Annotated in this window: 16 protein-coding genes and 1 pseudogene; 5 read left to right on the top strand and 12 right to left on the bottom strand. The window is 58.7% G+C overall.

The window, feature by feature from the left end:
* Nucleotides 1–198 precede the first annotated feature (198 nt).
* Together clpA and clpS are read right to left on the bottom strand one after the other, a co-directional pair.
* The gene (clpA, locus tag AC1RT6_RS03400; RefSeq protein ID WP_079446832.1) at nucleotides 199–2,607 is read right to left on the bottom strand and encodes an ATP-dependent Clp protease ATP-binding subunit ClpA; all 2,409 of its coding nucleotides are present in this window, start codon (nucleotides 2,605–2,607) and stop codon (nucleotides 199–201) included.
* Nucleotides 2,608–2,850: 243 nt separating this feature from the next.
* Nucleotides 2,851–3,183, bottom strand: coding sequence for an ATP-dependent Clp protease adapter ClpS (gene clpS, locus AC1RT6_RS03395; protein ID WP_244553481.1), 333 nt, complete (start codon nucleotides 3,181–3,183; stop codon nucleotides 2,851–2,853).
* A gap of 464 nt (nucleotides 3,184–3,647) precedes the next feature.
* On the opposite strand from clpS, the pseudogene AC1RT6_RS03390 reads away from it, so the two are divergent.
* Both AC1RT6_RS03390 and AC1RT6_RS03385 read left to right on the top strand, forming a co-directional pair.
* Nucleotides 3,648–3,836 (top strand): annotated as a pseudogene (locus tag AC1RT6_RS03390) (TadE/TadG family type IV pilus assembly protein); the annotation flags it as partial.
* Nucleotides 3,837–4,040: 204 nt separating this feature from the next.
* Entirely contained in the window at nucleotides 4,041–5,450 is a 1,410-nt protein-coding gene (locus AC1RT6_RS03385) for a vWA domain-containing protein (protein WP_244553487.1), read from the top strand.
* Between the two features lie 71 nt (nucleotides 5,451–5,521).
* On the opposite strand, the gene AC1RT6_RS03380 is transcribed toward AC1RT6_RS03385, so the two are convergent.
* A complete protein-coding gene (locus tag AC1RT6_RS03380; RefSeq protein ID WP_079447023.1) occupies nucleotides 5,522–5,860 on the bottom strand; it encodes a phasin family protein in 339 nt (112 codons plus the stop codon).
* Nucleotides 5,861–6,225: 365 nt separating this feature from the next.
* On the opposite strand from AC1RT6_RS03380, the gene AC1RT6_RS03375 reads away from it, so the two are divergent.
* Nucleotides 6,226–7,980 carry a D-alanyl-D-alanine carboxypeptidase gene (locus tag AC1RT6_RS03375; protein WP_079447024.1) on the top strand — a complete coding sequence of 585 codons (1,755 nt, stop codon included), beginning with the start codon at nucleotides 6,226–6,228 and terminating at the stop codon, nucleotides 7,978–7,980.
* A 309-nt stretch (nucleotides 7,981–8,289) separates the two neighbouring features.
* Here the strand turns inward: AC1RT6_RS03375 and AC1RT6_RS03370 are convergent, their stop codons facing one another.
* Both AC1RT6_RS03370 and AC1RT6_RS03365 read right to left on the bottom strand, forming a co-directional pair.
* The gene (locus AC1RT6_RS03370) at nucleotides 8,290–9,012 is read right to left on the bottom strand and encodes a DnaJ domain-containing protein (RefSeq protein WP_079446835.1); all 723 of its coding nucleotides are present in this window, start codon (nucleotides 9,010–9,012) and stop codon (nucleotides 8,290–8,292) included.
* Nucleotides 9,013–9,097: 85 nt separating this feature from the next.
* Nucleotides 9,098–9,874 (bottom strand): hypothetical protein, encoded by a 777-nt coding sequence (locus AC1RT6_RS03365; protein ID WP_087881149.1) that lies wholly within the window; start codon nucleotides 9,872–9,874, stop codon nucleotides 9,098–9,100.
* A 378-nt stretch (nucleotides 9,875–10,252) separates the two neighbouring features.
* On the opposite strand from AC1RT6_RS03365, the gene panC reads away from it, so the two are divergent.
* A complete protein-coding gene (panC, locus tag AC1RT6_RS03360; protein ID WP_079446836.1) occupies nucleotides 10,253–11,104 on the top strand; it encodes a pantoate--beta-alanine ligase in 852 nt (283 codons plus the stop codon).
* Nucleotides 11,105–11,126: 22 nt separating this feature from the next.
* Here panC and AC1RT6_RS03355 read toward each other — a convergent pair whose 3' ends face one another.
* The 5 genes from AC1RT6_RS03355 to AC1RT6_RS03335 form a co-directional block, all read right to left on the bottom strand.
* Complete coding sequence (locus AC1RT6_RS03355) at nucleotides 11,127–11,564, bottom strand: DUF1489 family protein (RefSeq protein ID WP_079446837.1); 438 nt, start codon at nucleotides 11,562–11,564, stop codon at nucleotides 11,127–11,129.
* A 26-nt stretch (nucleotides 11,565–11,590) separates the two neighbouring features.
* Complete coding sequence (locus tag AC1RT6_RS03350) at nucleotides 11,591–12,541, bottom strand: hypothetical protein (protein ID WP_079446838.1); 951 nt, start codon at nucleotides 12,539–12,541, stop codon at nucleotides 11,591–11,593.
* A gap of 157 nt (nucleotides 12,542–12,698) precedes the next feature.
* Nucleotides 12,699–12,902 (bottom strand): hypothetical protein, encoded by a 204-nt coding sequence (locus tag AC1RT6_RS03345; protein WP_087881150.1) that lies wholly within the window; start codon nucleotides 12,900–12,902, stop codon nucleotides 12,699–12,701.
* 253 nt (nucleotides 12,903–13,155) lie between these two features.
* Nucleotides 13,156–13,812, bottom strand: coding sequence for a glutathione S-transferase family protein (locus AC1RT6_RS03340; protein WP_079446839.1), 657 nt, complete (start codon nucleotides 13,810–13,812; stop codon nucleotides 13,156–13,158).
* 60 nt (nucleotides 13,813–13,872) lie between these two features.
* Nucleotides 13,873–14,649: a hypothetical protein gene (locus tag AC1RT6_RS03335; protein ID WP_079447027.1), complete on the bottom strand. Its 777-nt coding sequence runs from the start codon at nucleotides 14,647–14,649 to the stop codon at nucleotides 13,873–13,875.
* Nucleotides 14,650–14,785: 136 nt separating this feature from the next.
* On the opposite strand from AC1RT6_RS03335, the gene AC1RT6_RS03330 reads away from it, so the two are divergent.
* A complete protein-coding gene (locus AC1RT6_RS03330; RefSeq protein WP_079446840.1) occupies nucleotides 14,786–15,055 on the top strand; it encodes a DUF3253 domain-containing protein in 270 nt (89 codons plus the stop codon).
* Nucleotides 15,056–15,063: 8 nt separating this feature from the next.
* Here the strand turns inward: AC1RT6_RS03330 and AC1RT6_RS03325 are convergent, their stop codons facing one another.
* Nucleotides 15,064–15,867, bottom strand: coding sequence for a YdcF family protein (locus tag AC1RT6_RS03325; RefSeq protein ID WP_079446841.1), 804 nt, complete (start codon nucleotides 15,865–15,867; stop codon nucleotides 15,064–15,066).
* A gap of 86 nt (nucleotides 15,868–15,953) precedes the next feature.
* A complete protein-coding gene (locus tag AC1RT6_RS03320; RefSeq protein WP_079446842.1) occupies nucleotides 15,954–16,772 on the bottom strand; it encodes an aldo/keto reductase in 819 nt (272 codons plus the stop codon).
* Nucleotides 16,773–16,802 lie beyond the last annotated feature (30 nt).

Here is a 16,802-nt window from a genome sequence, read left to right as displayed (position 1 = left end):
TTCCTAGCCGCCGTCGCAATCGCCTCAACAAGACTGTGGATGCGCGCTTATGCGTCCACATCGTCGTGTTTCGGGCGAAGTGGATACCGGTTCGCGTAGATTGATTTCAAAGCCGGAATGGCTCTATCGCTCAAGCCCATGAACAAGGCAAAACGGCCGGCACTTTCGTGCCGGCCGTTTGTTTTTTTGTATCCGCGGTCAGACCTTGAGGAGCGGCTCCTTCGACGTGAGCCCTCCGCCGCCAGGCTTGGGTTTGCGCGGCGGTGTCCGCTTGCGGGCGCCCGGAAGTTTCTCCGGTTTGGGTGTGACCGGCCCATCGAGGAACTCGAAACCGATCTTCTCGAGATCGACGCCCGCGACCGCTTCGTCCTTGACGAGAACAACGCGGACGTGGCCACCGCCCTTGAGCTTGCCGAACAGCACCTCGTCTGCCAGCGGCTTCTTGATGTGCTCCTGGATCACCCGCGCCATCGGCCGGGCACCCATTTGCTCGTCGTAGCCGTGCTCGACCAACCAGGCTTTGGCCGGATCAGAAAGATCGATCGTCACAAAACGATCCGCAAGCTGTGCCTCGAGTTGCAACACGAACTTCTCAACCACCAAGCCAATCACGTCGGTGCTGAGATGGCCGAATGAGACAGTGGCGTCGAGCCGGTTACGGAACTCAGGCGAGAACTGACGGTTGATCGCCTCGCGATCGTCCCCTTCCCGCTTGTTACGCGTGAAGCCGAACGCAGCCTTCGCCATGTCGGAAGCGCCCGCATTGGTGGTCATGATCAGGATCACGTTACGGAAGTTAACCTGCTTGCCGTGGTGATCGGTAAGCCGCCCGTGGTCCATGATCTGCAACAGCACATTGTAGACATCCGGGTGCGCCTTCTCGATTTCGTCGAGCAGCACCACCGAATGTGGATGCTGATCAACGCCATCAGTCAGCAGACCACCCTGATCGAAACCGACATAGCCGGGAGGCGCACCGATCAGCCGCGAAACGGTGTGCCGTTCCATATATTCGGACATGTCGAAGCGCAGCAGCTCCACGCCAAGCGCCTCTGCAAGCTGTTTGGCGACCTCCGTCTTGCCGACACCAGTCGGGCCGGAGAACAGGTAGGAGCCGATCGGTTTTTCCGGCTCGCGCAAGCCGGCTCGCGCGAGCTTGATCGCCGCCGTCAGAGCCTCGATCGCGCGATCCTGTCCGAACACCACGCGCTTGAGAGTCTGCTCAAGATGCTTGAGAACCTCCGCGTCATCCTTCGACATGCTCTTGGGCGGGATCCGGGCCATGGCCGCGATCGTCGTCTCGATTTCCTTGATCCCGATCGTCTTCTTCCGCTTGCTCTCGGTAACCAGCATCTGCGCCGCGCCGGACTCGTCGATCACGTCGATCGCTTTGTCGGGCAGCTTGCGATCGTGAATATACCGCGACGACAATTGCACCGCCGCCTCGATCGCATCGTTGGTGTACTTCAGCTTGTGGTAGTCCTCGAAATACGGCTTGAGGCCCTTGAGAATGGCGATGGCATCCTCGACCGACGGTTCGTTGACGTCGATCTTTTGGAACCGCCGCACCAGCGCGCGATCTTTCTCGAAATGCTGCCGGTATTCCTTGTAGGTGGTTGAACCCATGCAGCGGATCGCTCCCGACGCCAGCGCAGGCTTGAGCAGATTGGAAGCGTCCATGGCACCGCCGGAGGTCGCTCCCGCGCCGATCACCGTATGAATCTCATCGATGAACAGCACTGCGTTCGGATGGGCTTCGAGTTCCTTGAGAACCTGCTTCAATCGTTCTTCGAAATCGCCGCGATAGCGTGTGCCGGCCAACAGTGTTCCCATGTCGAGGGAGAATACGGTCGCGGCCGCCAACACCTCGGGAACTTCGCTGTCGACGATGCGCCTCGCCAACCCTTCGGCAATCGCGGTCTTCCCGACACCGGCGTCGCCCACAAAGAGCGGATTGTTCTTCTGCCGGCGGCATAGCACTTGGATCGCTCTGTTGATCTCGGCATTTCGCCCGACCACCGGATCGATCTTGCCGTCCCGCGCCTTCTTGTTCAGATTGACGCAGTAGGTTTCAAGCGCATCGCCCTTCTTCTTGGCATCGTCGCCACTCTTCGTTTCGGTCTCTTCGTCGACGCCGCGCACCGGTCGCGCTTCGGAGACGCCGGGGCGCTTGGCAATGCCATGACTGATGTAATTCACCGCGTCGTAGCGCGTCATATCCTGCTCTTGCAGGAAGTAGGCGGCATGGCTTTCGCGCTCGGCGAAAATCGCAATCAGTACGTTTGCGCCCGTCACTTCCTCCCGGCCGGACGACTGCACATGAATCACAGCCCGCTGGATCACGCGCTGAAAACCAGCGGTCGGCTTGGCGTCGTCAGCAGCTTCCGCCGTGACCAGATTCTCAAATTCGGTCTCGAGATAGTTCACCAGGCTGCCGCGCAGCTTGTCGAGATCTACGCTGCAAGCCCGCATGACCGCTGCCGCATCCGAATCGTCGACCAGCGATAGCAAAAGGTGTTCAAGCGTCGCGTATTGATGATGCCGCTCATTTGCGATTGCGAGCGCCCGATGCAGGGATTGTTCCAGGCTTTGAGAAAAAGTTGGCATTCCGCGTCCTCTAGGGTCTCTTGGCCATCATGATCGCCATCGCCCCGTCAGGCAACAACAACCTTCGTCAACAATATAGTAATATACCGTCCGGGGGGAAGGGTCCGTCTCCGCGAACATAGTGCGCGGCAACGCGAATCGCACAGAGGCTTGGGAATCATGAGCTTTGCCGAACCGCCGCGCTGATTGAACCGGCCTGACCAGAAAGCAAAAAAATCGTTCCGACTAATCGGGTTGGCGCAGTTACTTTTTTTCCATCACGCATTGCAGCGGATGCTGGTGCTTGCGCGCGAAATCCATCACCTGCGTGACCTTGGTCTCGGCAACCTCGTAGGTGAACACGCCGCATTCGCCGATACCGTGATGATGGACATGCAGCATGATCTGGGTGGCGGCCTCCAGATCCTTTTGAAAGAACTTCTCGAGGACGTGAACGACGAACTCCATCGGTGTGTAGTCGTCATTCAATATGAGCACACGATAAAGACTGGGACGTTTCGTCTTCGGCCTGACTTTGGTTATTACCGACGCGGCTGGATCGCCCTGGCCGCCGACGCGGTCTTCGTCTTCACTCATTCTTGGTGCTGAAGGGACATCCCTCACGCACGATCCAGATATTTGAATGACAGGCAGCTTCAACATGGCTCAAGCGTTCGATATCTTTTCACGATCAACGACGGCCCCGGCCAAGTTACCGCGCGCCGCGTCAAGCTGCGACGTATAGGGCCGCTTATCCCTGTGTGAACGTCGGCTGGCCCGGACGGTTTAAGTATGGGTTTGTATTCGCCTCACCGCAAGATCGTAATTTCTCCTGAAACGGCTAACGAGCGAGATCAACCGCCCAGTTGGTGGTTAACCGACTCCTTCTGCCCCTCCAGAAAGTCAGCAAAGCCCATTTAAGCTCCATTGACGATGGGTAAGCAATTTTGAACGATCGTCGCAATTTGTGCGGCTATTTACCTGCTTTCTCAGGACAACTTTACCACCCGTTTAGCCCAGAGGCTCGAAAATGCGCTTGAACCAACGGATCGGTGACAACTATGTCTGGGACGTCAATTTACAAACGGACTCGCAACTCAATCGGGCATTTTAGTCGCGATTCTCGAGGTAACATCGCACCTATTTTTGCGATCGCGCTTCTGCCGATATTAGGTTTCGTGGGCGCCGCCGTCGATTACACGCGGGCGAATGCCGCACGCTCCTCGATGCAGGCGGCCATTGATTCAGCGGTGCTCATGGTTTCCAGAGACGCTGCGGCGAACCCGACGATGTCGTCCCAACAGATCACGGAGGCGGTGCAGCGGTATTTTTCGTCGCTTTATACGGACAAATCCGCTTTCGGCGTGACCGTAAGCGCGACCTATACCCCGAGCACGTCATCGGCGGCGGCAACGATCCTCGCCTCCGGACAGGGCACGATCAAAACCGATTTCATGAAGGTCGCCGGCTTTCCGGAACTTAGTTTCGGCACCAGTTCCACATCCACATGGGGTAATTCGCGCATGAGGGTCGCGATGGTGTTGGACAATACAGGCTCGATGGCGTCCAACGGCAAAATGTCGGCGTTGCAAACCGCCGCGAAAGACATGATCGATTCGCTGTCCGCTTTCTCCAAAACCACCGGTGATGTCTATATTTCAATCGTTCCGTTCGCAAAGGACGTCAACGTTGGAACCGCCAAGGTCAACGCAGCTTGGCTGAATTGGTCGGAGTGGGAGGGTGAGCCGCCTATCATCACTCAGAATAGTTATCCAATCAACGTAAAGTACAACAACATCACCTACACATGGGCTGATATCGGCCCGGGTGCCCCTTGCCCGTTCGATACAAAAAACAACGGAAGCCCTCGACCAACTCAAAATAGTAGCATAGGCAAATTCAGCTTCGCTTGCATGGACCGGCCGGGCTCCCTCGCCAGCGCAACAGATCTCAGCAGCGTTAGCACCAATCGATATCTGATCCCGTCGGACCCCGGCGGAAAGTATTATGGTATGATTTGTCCCGGCATAGACGGCGGAGAGAAGTTCCCGGGGAAAACCAGCGTTTACTACAATGGCTGCTATACTAGCGTTGTCGATACGGACAATAGCATAGTTGTATCAACTGGATCGGGCGCAAGTTGTCCCAGCACAACACCCAACTGCTCGTGCTCGGGCAACGGCAAAAACCGCAAATGCACGCAGGTAAAATATAAGCACTACTGGCGGACCCATCCGACCGATACCGATCAGGCGAAAAACGCCGCTCCCGCTCACAGCACTTGGACCGGTTGCATCAACGACCGCGACCCGGATTACGACATTTCAAATGCCGCTCCCTCTACGGGCAGCGACGGAACACCCTCCACGAAATTCTACACCGAACAGTGGAAAGACTGTCTCCCAGCCACGATCACGCCTATGAGTTACGCGTGGGGCGATCTGAAAACACAGATCGGTGCGATGTCTCCCAGCGGCAATACTAACCAGAGTATCGGCCTTGCCTGGGGCTGGCAGTCGCTCAGCACGACCAACGGTCCCATCGCGGCGCCCGGAAAAGAGTCGGCGTACGTCTATCAGGACTATATCGTCCTTTTGTCCGACGGCCTGAACACGCAGAATCGCTGGTACACGAGCGCGTCCAGTATCGACGCGCGACAGGCGTTGCTGTGCCAAAAAGTCAAGGACAGCGGCGTCGTCGTCTTTACAATCCAGGTCAACATCGGCAGCAAGGATCCCCTATCGGACGTGCTCAAAAACTGCGCCACCGACGGAAATTTTCAGATGATCACGTCGGCGACGCAGACTGCCGACGCCTTTCAGAACGTTCTCACGCAAATCTCGCAGCTGCGCATCGCCAAATAACGCGCTCGCGGTAGCACAACAAAAAGCCCGGCCGATGATATTGGCCGGGCTTTTCTTATTTGAGATTTTTCTTAGCGCGCTGCTGGAACAAACTTCGCGGTAAAGTCCTCAAGCGGCTTGTAGGCTTGTTTGGCGAGATCGGCGTAGAGGCCACCGATCTTCTGAGACTCGTTCACGAACGTCTCGTAGGCCGTTTTGGCATATTCGGTTTGCGCCGCTACGGCTTGGTCCAGCGATTTCGCCCCAACGAGTTTCTCGGTGAATGCGTTGCCATCTTCAACCGTTTTTCGAGTGTAATCGCCAAAGGCTACAGCGATGGCCTGAACGCCCTTGTGAAAGCTGCTCGCGGTTGCGACAGCGGCGTCCAACTGTTCCTTGCCCTGCTGCTGGATCTCTTCAGTCGTGGTCATGATACTTCCTTTCGTGACAAAGCGGGAGTTGCCGCTGATCTGATACGAAAATAGTGCGATGCACAATAAATTCAAGTGTTATTGTGCATTGCACAATCGTTGCATTCATTCAAACCCGTCCAGCGTCATCAACAGTTGCTTAACTCTTTCGAAACTCCAGCCCCCTACGCTGGTATTCGAATCTTGAGCGTTTCCCGTGGCAAAGGCAAAAAATGCCATGGAACCAGGCTCTTAGCCAGAACGGCAATCTGACCTGCCACCTCGCCTAGAGAACCGGTTTGCGCTGAACGTCCAGATCAGTCGGTCGGGCACAATTTTGCCTCACGAACCGGTGACTAGAGTCGAAAATGGGGACGGGGAAGTACATGCTTCATACCACCTTGGCTTCCTCGCGCGCGATGCGCGTTGGCGCATTCGGACTTGCAGCGATAGTCGCGGTCGTTTTTACGATCGATCAGGCGAATGCGCGGCGTGCCCGTCACCACCATCGCCATCATCAGCAGCAGGAGCGGCATAGCTACAATCCGCCATTCGCTTCGATCGTTGTGGATGCCAATTCCGGAGCGACGCTGTCGTCCACTAATCCTGACAGTCTTCGTCATCCGGCATCTCTCACCAAAATGATGACGCTCTATATGCTTTTTGAGCGTCTGGATTCCGGCAAGATCGGCCTCGACACCGAGATGCGCGTCTCAGCGCGCGCGGCATCACAGGATCCGACGAAGCTCGGTCTGCAGCAGGGTCAGACCATCCGCGTCGAAGATGCGATCAAAGGACTGGTGACGAAATCCGCTAACGACGCGGCCGTCGTAATCTCCGAGGCGATCGCAGGGGACGAAGACGACTTCGCCAGAATGATGACGCGGAAGGCCCGCGCGCTCGGCATGACGCGGACGGTCTATCGGAACGCTTCAGGTCTTCCCGACGACGATCAAATCACCACCGCGCGGGATCAGGCGACGCTTGGCCGTGCCTTGCAAGATCGTTTCCCGCGTTACTACCGTTACTTCGCGACCACCTCATTCACGTTCCGCGGTCGCACCATTCGGGGCCATAACCATTTGCTCGGCAGCGTAGATGGCGTCGATGGAATCAAGACCGGTTATATTCGAGCCTCCGGCTTCAACTTGGTCACCAACCTCAGGCGCGGCAATCGCCACCTCGTCGGCGTCGTTCTTGGCGGTCGCAGCGGCGGTTCACGCGATGCGACCATGCGCCAATTGCTGGCCCAAAATCTCGAGATGGCTTCAACGCGGCGGACGGTTGCCGCTATTGCCGAAAGCAGTATGGCGGAGGCCAATGCGAAAGCGGCCGAAGATCAGGCGCGGTCACGGCCCACTAGCGTGACGCAAGTGGACGGTGCTGTTCAAGTCGCGTCCAATGTGCCCGAACCCGTCACGCTGCCGCCCGAACGTCCCGCTCGCTCGCTGATAACGGCTTCGAACGCTGCGCTGCCCCCGAAAAGGCCTGTGTCCGAACCCGCTGTTTTGACGAGTGGCGTTATCAAGACCCAGCCCATCGACGCCGTTCCCGGCGCCACCGAACCGATGAAGCCGGTGCGGGTCAAAACGGTGCAGGTCAAGGCAAAATCGGTCAGGTTGGCTTCGGCCGGGCCGGCACCCTCTGTGTCGCCGGCCGCCGGCAACGCCACAACGGATCACGATGGGGCACCGGAAACGTCGGGCTCTGTCGTAGCGCGGGCGAATATGCCGCCGCAACCTGCCAACTTCGGCAATGGTCAGGGCATCTTGGGCGTACTCCCCGCTTCGAGTCTTTCTTCTTCGACAAAGCAGGCGATGGCTCATGCGGATTCAGGAGCAGAGGTTCAACCGCGGACCGTTCAGAAGAATGGCGCGCTGAAACCAGTGGCATCGCATTCGGGTTGGATCATTCAGGTTGGCGCACTGGAAACGGAAAGCCAGGCGCGTGAGCGTCTCGATACGGCCCGAGGTCGCGCCCCCAAGATGTTGGGCAAGGCCGATCCCTTCACTGAGTCTGTAGGCAAGGGAAACAAAAAACTCTATCGCGCCCGCTTCGCCGGCCTCGACCGCGACGAAGCCGAAGCCGCGTGCCGCACCCTGAAGCGTTCGGATATATCCTGCATCACAATCAAAAACTGATCGCCCAGCCCGTATTGTATGCGAGTCAGGATTGATCCAGGCTAATAGCGTTTTCGAGCGAAGTTGATTTCGGTTCGCGGGAAGAAAACCCGTTTGATCAAAATCATTCAGCCCCGCTTCTGATTCCGTCAGAAACGGGACTCTAGGTCATCTGCGGCCGAAACCACCCGCGCAAACCACTCGTCAAGAATTAGCGGATAATATCCAAGCAACGATCGACCCGCCGGACAACGGCGGGCGAAAACGGGGCCTCGTCCGACAGAAAGATAGAAGCAACTCGCAGTGTAGCGTTTGGTAGCGTTGTTGGAGTTAGCTGCGATGAGTGCGAAGCAAAGTATCCTTGGCCGCGTTTACCCGGGCCGCCAGATACGTCGACCCCCCCTGATCGGGATGCAGTTTCTTCATCAACCCCCGATGTGCACGACGAATGTCGTCCTCTCCCGCCCCCGGCTCCAAGCCAAGGATCTGATAGGCCTCCTCGTTCGTCATTTTGCCGCCCGGCGACGCGTGGCTCCCCCCCCCTGCCGGATCGCCATGCGCGTTTTGACGCCAGGCGGGAAACCGGCGGTCCAGATAAGTTTCAAGTAACGCGCAGCTCTCCGCGTCAAAGCCGGTCATCATTGCGAGAAGCTGAGGCAGGTCGAAATCATCCAGTGAGCGGCCGGCGTCGGGTCCGTCAATGATCCGTCCGCCGAGACGACCGCTATCGTGATCCAGGACCATATCGAGGAACTGCGAGCGAACCTGGGAAGTATGTCCGGTGGTCGTATGCTGCTTTCCTGCGCCGAAAAGCCTGGCGAAAAAGGACATGCCTGACGATGACCAGCCCAAAAGTCCGACACCGAGAGCCGCCAGCGGTAACGCAAGCGCCAATTCTCCCTTGATGCCGATGAAAGCTGCCATCGCGAACGCTATGATGCCACCGGCGAGCCTGATAGCTCGCGCCAGTACAGCCGGATTTGCTGCCCGCAACAATTGAAGCAGCAAATACAGAAAAATGAAGGTGAAGAGGCCTGCTATCAGGGTCGGCATGGTGGATAAATAGTGGTTCGGCGCAGTCAAAGAAAGCGGTTGTAGGCAGCGGTTACAGAGGCATAGAGACGCTACGAAATCCGGGCTACGGAGCTAATTTCATCTGTCCCAATAGCCGGGTCGCACTTGTTACCGTCGTCGACAGCCGTTGCAAGGCTTCCCGGCCGCCTGCTGCATAAGCCGCTGCTGCACGAAGCAGTTCGCGCAACTGGCTCGCCGCACCGGGATCGAAACGACACCAGGCGCCGCCGGTCAGCCGCGCGATTTCGCGAAAGGCCTGCTCGGCAATCGCATCATGTCCTTCCTGGAACATGAACACAGGGACTTTCAATAATCCCAATTCCCCAGCCTTCGCACAAAGATCGTCGACCGGTTCTTCCATCGCGTCGCCGACAAATACAACGGCCTTGATACCGGAAGCGACCGCTTCGCTGCGGGCGTGCGAGAGAACTTTGCCGATCTGGCTGTTGCCGCCGCGGCAATCGATGGTGCTCATCAACCTTGCGAGCTTTGCACTGTCGGATATCCAGCCGCTCGAGCGACATTCGTTGAGCCCGCGATAGTAGACAAGGCGAATGTCGAGGCTACCGATGCCGACCGCTTCGCGAAACATGTCGGCCTGAAGGGCGCAGGCCATGTCCCACGTCGGCTGCCGGCTCATGGTAGCGTCGAGCGCGAACATCAGCCTGCCATGGCCGCCTGCCGAATGAGGTGACATCGAGCGCGCCTTGGCGACGAATGCGGCGATATCGGACGACGACGAGGATTTTACGTCAGGCAGCGGAGCGCTTCTGTCGGATAGCTGGCTCCGGCAGGTCGACGGGTTCGGGGGGTGTTTCAGCGACTCCGGATCGTAGGACATAGAGACTCGCAAGGATTAAAGGCACTATGTGGCGCAAACCGCTGACAATTCAAGCGGTGCGCATCTGCTGGAGAGCCGGCTGCCCGATCAAACCAAGCCCACGTCCGGTTCTTTCTCCGCCGGTCAACCGTGAGTGGGAATCGAGCAGTTCAGCTACCAGAACTCTTCCGGCTTTTGTCGAGGATTTATGTCATATGGACATGACATGTAAGGCAAAAGCCGTGCCGCCAATCGCGGATTATACCTTGCATCGCTCACCGTCGCCGCCAAATCGCTCGAAATCCGGCTGCGTCTGAATGGCGATGCAGGATCGAGCCTGATAAGGTTCGCTTTTCGCCGCAGCTCAAGCCGCGCCCTAAGATCTATCACCGAACAGCAATGCCAACCGCTCCTATCGTTGTCCGTACGCTTCCCTCGCTGCGCCGCGCCCTGGAGCGCCTGCGGGCTCGGCGAGCAACCATTGCCTTAGTGCCGACCATGGGCGCCCTTCACGAAGGACATCTGGCGCTGGTGCGTCAGGCAAAGCGGCGCGCGTCAAAGGTTGTCGTTTCAATTTTCGTAAACCCGACCCAGTTCGCGCCGCATGAAGATTTTGGATCGTACCCGCGAACTTGGAAGGCCGACATGGCCAAACTCGCCGAGGCAAAGGTCGACCTGGTATGGCATCCGGACGTCAGCGCCATGTACCCGCAAGGCTTCGCGACCCGGATATCGACTGAAGGACCAGCCATGGCGGGTCTTGAAGATCGTTTCCGACCGCATTTTTTCGGTGGCGTCACCACTGTCGTCGGCAAGCTGTTCATTCAATGCCGGCCGGATCTCGCCCTGTTTGGTCAGAAGGACTATCAGCAACTCAAGGTCGTGGCGCGAATGGCGGCTGATCTCAATCTTGGCGTGAAAATCATTGGAGTTCCGATCGTGCGCGAACGAGACGGGCTCGCGATGTCGTCACGTAACGTCTACCTGTCGATCGAGCAGCGCGCTGTCGCACCGACGCTCTATAGCGTCATGAAGGATGCGGCGGAGCGGTTACGAAAGGGCAATCATCTCGAAGCCGTCTTGGCCGATGGGGCAAGAACGATCGAGGACGCGGGCTTCTCGCTCGATTATTTCGAAGCCCGCCACGCCGAAACGCTGTCACCGGTTCGTTCGATAAAGGATGGTCCGGTCAGGTTCCTGGTCGCGGCGAAAATCGGGGCCACCCGTTTGATCGACAACATCGGCGTTTAGTTCCCCGCCCGCTTGTTCCAGCTTACAGCAGCCCCAGATCGCGCAATTCGCGGCGCAGGGGCTCGGGCATCGCCGCGACGCTCGCGGCGTTGCTGCCGAGGTCGGGAGGGGCATCCGCAACGGATAGATAACGCCACCCCTGAAACGGGCGCATCGGGCGCGGCCTGACGGCAACTACCTTCGGCTGCATGACCAAACGACATCGACCGACGCCGTCCCCGTCGCGGAACGGCTCGATGCCGATCAGCTTCTCCCGGGCCGCGATTTCACCTTTGATGACCCAATAAAGCGAGCCGCCCGCGAGCAATTCCTCGCCGCGTTTCGGTGTCATCCGGGTAATGTGGACATGATGGCGCGGCAACCCTTTCCGGGTCGCCTGCTTCATGCGCTCCGCTATCCAGCCCTTGAGCTCGTTTACGGATTCGCAGCCTACGGCGAGTTTGACCAGGTTGAGGTGCATGTCAGCGATAGTTGTTGAACGGAGCTTTAGTTCTGCGCCGATGGTGCTGCAGGAGGCGTAAGGCTGACGGGCGGTGCCGCGTGCGGCTTCGGTGCGGGTGGCTTCTTCGCGGCCGGATGCGGTTGACGCGGCTTCGGAGTTGCCTGCGCGGCCGCCGAAGACGAAGCTGGCGGGGCCGCCGCCGTACCCGTCGCCGGCTCGGGTGTCATGATGTTGATCGGTGGAATAGACGCGGCGGTCGGATAGTCGATGGTCGTCGGTTTGCCAGTCGGCTCCGATGCGAGCGTCGGCGTCGCCGGCGGATCGGGTTCGGCCGCCTGCGTCGCTGCCGCTGGCGCGTTCCAGGACGATGCGTGACGCATCACCATTTTTTCGTAGAGCTGCTCCTCCATGTTCGCTGCAATTCGACTGTGATCAGTCAGCGATTGGAAAGCCGGACATTCTGACGGCTGGCAATGATCGCGCGCAACCAACACATGGGCGACCAGACCATAACGGTCGCGTTCGATCGCTCGCCGCAGTGCCTCTAACTCCGGCGACATGGCGCTATTGGCGGCAGCGACGTCGCCGAACGACCTTAGTCGGCTGATTTCCGAAGCAACATAGGAAACGGCGGCTGCCGCCGTATCGGGCATCCCGAACAGCGCCTTCTCGCAAGCGCTCTCAATTAGTTCGCCAGCCAGCCCGTCGATGCAGAACAGCGCAGGCATCGCAACGTTCATTGGTGCGCCCCGGTTCTTCGGATCCAAAATCCGGCCGCCGTCTGACTCGAAGCCTCGGAGCGTAATAGCCGCCGTAACTCCGATCGCGAGTAATGTGATGATGGCCAAAACGCCGTTGGCAACCGACTTCTCGGCACGAATGAGCGTCAGGAATAAAATGAACGCGAAGAAAACCGCCCCAGCAAGCGTCAGCCACATAGGGAATGCCGGCGAACGCCAGAATTGATCGAGTGATGTCACCCAAGCCCAGTTCATGCTCGATGCCCCTCATGCCGAACCGTGAGCCAGCATAAACAATCGGCGAATGCCAATGAAGCCCGGCTATTCAATGATCCGGGAATACGGCAAAATCAGTCCAAACCAGTGCGTTACGGAGAGTTCTGGGCAAAATAGCTCGATCGTGCCGCTGATCCTAGCAGGCGGCGAGCTGGCTTTCCTTTGCGACGCGTTCGAAAGCCTCGGCCGAATTCTTGATCCGATACTGAAAGTCGTCGCCATCAGTGGGAAGCTGCCGGATCACCTCGTAAGTGCCGCTCGCAGCGGGGCGCGCCACGTTGCTCGCGGTGAAAAGGACCGTTTCTCCAACGATAAATTTATGCTTCAACGCCTTCTCCATCGACCCCAATACCGGTTTTCGCGCTACAGCGCGTGCGGCCGGTCAGGCTTTTAGGCTGCTATAACATGCCGCCGAGGCGTTTGGCGAGTCATAACGATACCATGAAATTGCCAATTTCGCAGGTTTTCCAGTAACGTAATCGCATTGCGGTTGTTGTCGGAGGGAGTCCGCGAGTCAGGGTTGTAGACGTTGTCTGCAGCACGGTAACCGTTGGCTGGCTGACGGTGGCGCCTAACGGCAAGCGGACGTCAGCTCAATCGATTTCGAATTTCTCGATCACCAAGGTTTCCGCGAGACCCTCCTCGGTCCACTGGCGAAAGGCGGGCAGCGCCATCATCGCATCCATGTACTCCTGCACCGGGGACGTCATTTCGATCGCGTAGGTCCGGAAACGATGGATCACCGGCGCATACATTGCATCCGCTGCGGTGAAGGATCCGAACAGGAACGGCCCCTCTCCCGCGGATCGTCGACGGCAATCGGTCCACAGTTCCTGGATGCGAGCGATGTCGGCACGCGCATTGTTGGAAAGCGCCTTAGCGCCGATCCGGCGATGCAGGTTCATCCCGCATTCGCTGCGTAGCGCCGAAAAACCGGAATGCATTTCCGCCGAGATCGACCGTGCGCGTGCGCGGCGTGCGGGGTTTGCCGGCCACAAACCTGCCTTCGGAAACCGTTCGGCGGCATACTCGATGATCGCGAGCGAATCCCAAACGGTCACGTCGCCATCGATCAGCGCCGGGACTTTGCCGGCGGGCGTTATATCGAGGATGCGCTGTTTGTCTGCCGGGCCTGCATAGAGGGGAATGAGCCTTTCTTCGAAGGCGATGCCGCCGACCCTGAGCGCCAGCCAGGGCCGCATCGACCACGACGAATAATTCTTATTTCCGATCACGAGCGTCATCGTCATGAATTTCACTCCTGCACCGCAAGCTGCGCGCCGGCGACCGCCGCCACAGGCTGCCCTTCGTTAGCTGCCTGAGAAATCGCGCGGCGTGAAGCTGAGATCGAGGACCTTCCATTGGTCGTATTTATCTGGCGGCAGCATCGCGTAAGGCTGACACGCCATCAGTGCTTTAATCGCGCTCTTCATCAAGGCTGGCCCCTTCGCCGACGCACTGGCTTCGATCAAGGCAGGCGGCGCGGCGATTGTCCCATCGATGGCGAACGGCACACGCAGCACGATGCGGATATTGTCGCTGGGCGAGAGGGACGCGGGCATCTTCGAACAGGTCTTGAGGTGACGCCGGAATTGCGCGGTGTCCATCGCCGAAATATCCGCCTTGATGGCTTCCGCGGCGCCGCTATCGTCGTCAATACGACCCGGCGGTAGGCCAAGCAGAACCCCATACCTCACGCTGATATCTGGTTCGGGCGCATTGTAAGACGGCGGCGCGGCATCCGGCTGCGGCGAAGGCTCAAGCGCCGCCTGTTGCGAAGCGGGTGGCATGGAAGCGCTTGAAGGCGGAACCGGTGACGATTGCGCCGAATCCTTGGCAGCCTCCGTATCTATCTGCGGCTTATTGTCTAGGCTATCCAACCTATCAGGCGGGAGGGTTTGCGACGGTTTCGGAATATCCTCCTTTGCGGGAAAACGAATCTCCTTCGACGAAACGATATCGACCGTAATCAGCTGCTGCGGGACATTGTCGAATGGGCGCGCCTCGGCCAAAAGGAAGCTGGCTGCCAAAGCCAAGTGAGCGGCAATCGACGCAACGGCGGAGCCTATGAACACCTGCGATTCCATCGTTCCGCCAGCCACGCTACCCGGACCGCCATCATAACAACCGATCTCGGTTCCGTGTGTAGCGATTTTTGAGTTGAGACCCCTACTGGACGACCGCTCTTGCAGAGCGTCCGTCATTGCGACATGGCATTGATCCATGACTACGCAAGATTCGCATTCGACGCTCTCCCTCGAAGAAGACATTCTGATGGTTCTGACGCGCGACGTCACCAGAACGCTGAGCGCGCCGGAGCTTGCACAAGCCATCGCCGCTGAATCCGACTGGCGCAGTCTGCTGATGCCGATCCGGCGCGCGGCTGTGGCGCTGGCTCAATCCGGACGCCTCGTGATCTACCGCAAAGGTAAGCCGGTCGATCCCCTCGACTTTGGCGGCGTGTACAGGGTGGGCTTGCCGCGCCAGGACTGAGCGGCTCTCTATTGTCGCCGCGGTCCCGGAAATAACGCGTCACTGCGTCCCGCCAGCCAATAGGCAACCAGACCAACCCATTCGTGGACGGCGGTATCCGCGCACGCGAGACCCGCGCTGAGCCTGTCGAATGGCATCGAGGCATCGATCCAGCCCCGCGTGCGCCAGTCAACGGGATAGGGTTCGACGTCGAAGCCCGCCTTGCGGAATACGCCGACAGATCGCGGCATGTGATACGCCGACGTTACCAATAACCAGCGTTCGCCGGGTTTTGGTGAAACAAGCTTGCGGGTGAACCGCGCGTTCTCATCAGTCGTGCGGGAGCTGCTTTCCAGCACGATACGCTCGGGTGATATTCCGAATGTCTCCAGCAGCTGCCTGGCGATCGGCGCCTCGGCAACGGAGTCCGCGATCAGATTCCCAGTTCCGCTACTGTAAACGATACGTGCCTTGGCAAATCGCCGCGCTAGTTCGAGCGCTGCGATCACCCGCTCCGCTGAACCATTGGTTTCGACGGCACCGCGGGCCGCCGATATTTCGGCATCGATGGCGCCACCGAGGACGATGATGCCGTCCGGATCGCGTCCGTCGTACTGCCATGCCGGAAAACGATCCGACAATGTTAGCAGCAGGACATTCCCGGCCGGCGAATATCCGAACACCAGCAGCGAAACGATACCAACCGTCAGCAGGCCGGTACCCGCGCGCCGCCACCTCATGAGCAGCAGACAAAGACCAACGCCACTGACGATCGCAATCGCGTTCGAGGGCAGCGTGATAAATCCGATGATTTTGGAGAGCAGGAAGAACATGCAATCAGCCGGTAAGCAGGGGACGTCCTGCATGCGCGAGTGGTAGGCCGAAATCAACAACTACGGTTTATCTCACGTCCTGCGAGCTAGTCCCATTTCGGAGCAAATCCGAAATCGGTCAGCCGTCCTTTGACACTGCCCATCGCCGATATCCGCGTCATCTCGTCATCGGTCAGTGCGAAGTCGAAAATCTCGATGTTCTCCGACAGCCTTTCTATTCGCGATGTTCGCGGAATCGCCGCCACGTTCTGCTGAACGAGCCAGCGCAGGCAAACCTGCGCCGCGGTCTTGCCGTAGGCGGCCCCGATCCGCGCCAGCGTTTCATCGTTCTTGATGCGGCCCTTGGCGACGGGACTGTAGGCAACCAGTGCCATGTCGTGGCTCCGGCATGTTTCCAGAACCTTGGCCTGATCGAGATACGGATGATACTCGACCTGATTGCAAACCAGAGGCTCCGGACAGAGCGCCGCCGCCTGCTCGATCAGTGCGACGGTGAAGTTCGACACGCCGATGTGACGCGTCATGCCGAGCCGCCGGACGTTGGCAAGAGCGCTCAAAGTCTCTGACAGCGGAATTCGCGGATTGGGCCAGTGCAACAACACCAGATCGATCTGCGCGAGGCGCAGTTGCTTGAGGCTTTCCTTGACGGACCGCTCCAAATCATTTGGCGCGAAGTGCGTAGTCCAGACCTTGGTCGTCACAAAAACATCGTTACGATCGACACCGGACGCGCGCAGGCCTTCGCCGACTTCGCGCTCGTTCTCATACATCTGCGCGGTGTCGATATGGCGGTAACCGAACCTGAGCGCCTGCTCCACGAGGCGCGCGCAGGTCAGGCCGCGAAGCTCCCATGTGCCCAATCCGATTGCCGGAATGCGCGCACCATTGGCTTCAATGAACTGCATCGCACCCCTCCGGTCATCGAGCCGAAAGCA

Source organism: Nitrobacter sp. MLSD-S21 (genome assembly GCF_058809865.1).
Note: the sequence above shows the minus strand (reverse complement) of the source record. Positions and strands in the feature narration are given on the sequence as shown.